At 67.1% G+C, this 563-nt stretch carries 1 protein-coding gene and 1 pseudogene; both read right to left on the bottom strand.

Features of this window, described 5'->3' with window-relative positions:
* Window positions 1-169 (bottom strand): annotated as a pseudogene (locus ACH35V_RS42310) (aminoglycoside phosphotransferase); the annotation flags it as partial.
* Window positions 170-171: 2 nt separating this feature from the next.
* Window positions 172-563: alpha-glucosidase C-terminal domain-containing protein (locus ACH35V_RS42305; RefSeq protein ID WP_395980541.1), on the bottom strand; the 392-nt coding region annotated here is incomplete at its 5' end.

Raw genomic sequence — 563 nt, 5'->3', positions numbered from 1 at the left:
TCTGGTGGACGTCGAGGATGAGGTGGTGCAGTGCGGGGTCGCCGGTGCGGAGTTCGGTGGCGGTGCCGATGGTCAGGTCGTCGATGGGGCCGTCCTTGCCGCCGAACCACCGCTGCCCGGGCAGCCACTCCGCGAGGGCCCGGGTAAGGGCCGGATGGGGTGGCAGCACGGTCAGCCGGTCCTTTCCGCGGACGTGCCCGGTTCCGTGACGTCGTCGTCCGGAGGGTTCAACTGGAACCAGAAGAAGCCGTGCCCGGGAAGCGTCATCAGATACGGCAGTTCGCCGATGGCCGGGAATTGGACGCCGCCCATGCATTCCACGGGGGAGTAGCCCTCGAATCGGCGCAGGTCGAGTTCGACCGGCTGCGGGAAGCGCGACAGATTGCTGACGCACAGGACGGTGTCCATTTCTCCCCACGGGCTCTCGTCCTCGGTGATCTCGCGGGTGAAGGCGAGGACGGAGGGGTTGGAGGCGGAGAGTTCGACGTAGGAGCCGACGCCGAAGACGGGGTGGCGTTGGCGGATTTCGATCATTTTGCGGGTCCAGTGGAGGAGGGATCCGG

Source organism: Actinomadura sp. 1N219 (assembly GCF_044326405.1).
Taxonomy (GTDB): domain Bacteria; phylum Actinomycetota; class Actinomycetes; order Streptosporangiales; family Streptosporangiaceae; genus Spirillospora.
Note: the sequence above shows the minus strand (reverse complement) of the source record. Positions and strands in the feature narration are given on the sequence as shown.